The organism is Vibrio viridaestus, assembly GCF_003856525.1.
GTDB classification, from domain to species: domain Bacteria; phylum Pseudomonadota; class Gammaproteobacteria; order Enterobacterales; family Vibrionaceae; genus Vibrio; species Vibrio viridaestus.
The window spans coordinates 1-569 of record NZ_RJVQ01000085.1; the positions used below are offsets into that span (position 1 = coordinate 1).

1 protein-coding gene is annotated in these 569 nt (G+C 39.2%); it reads left to right on the forward strand.

Annotated features, from left to right (window positions below; translation table 11 throughout):
• The coding region (locus EES38_RS21780) for a transposase (RefSeq protein ID WP_148090388.1) at positions 1 to 569 on the forward strand (569 nt) is incomplete at both ends.

Consider the following 569-nt stretch of genomic DNA (forward strand, 5'->3'; position numbering starts at 1 on the left):
AATGAGTGACTTAGTCGCAAGACGACATCAAATATTAACGATGCAAACTATGGAGAAAAACCGTTTACAACAACTTCCCAAAACACTTCACTCAACCATTAATCCAATCATCACAGCATTCAAAAAGCAGATAGAAAAAATAGAAATCCTAATCATCAAGCTTATTGAAACAGTTCCCGCCTACCAGAGCAAAAATACCATTCTCCAAAGTGTTCCTGGCATAGGTAAAGTGAGTGAGGCAGCCATTATCAGTAACGTTCCTGAACTTGGTTATATCAATAATAAACAAGCCTTTTCATTGATAGGTGTTGCGCCTATGAATAAGGAAAGTGGCCGATTTAGAGGTAAACGAATCATCCAAGGTGGTCGTGCTCAAGTTCGAACCGTTTTGTATATGGCAATGATGTCCGCTATGCAATATAACCCTGTTTTTAAATCCACATATCAACGATTGCTTGACGCTGGGAAACCAAAGAAAGTAGCGATCATTGCCTGCGTTAGAAAGATGGTTGTGATACTAAATTCGATGCTCAGAGATGGAACTATGTGGAACGCAAATATGGCGAAAA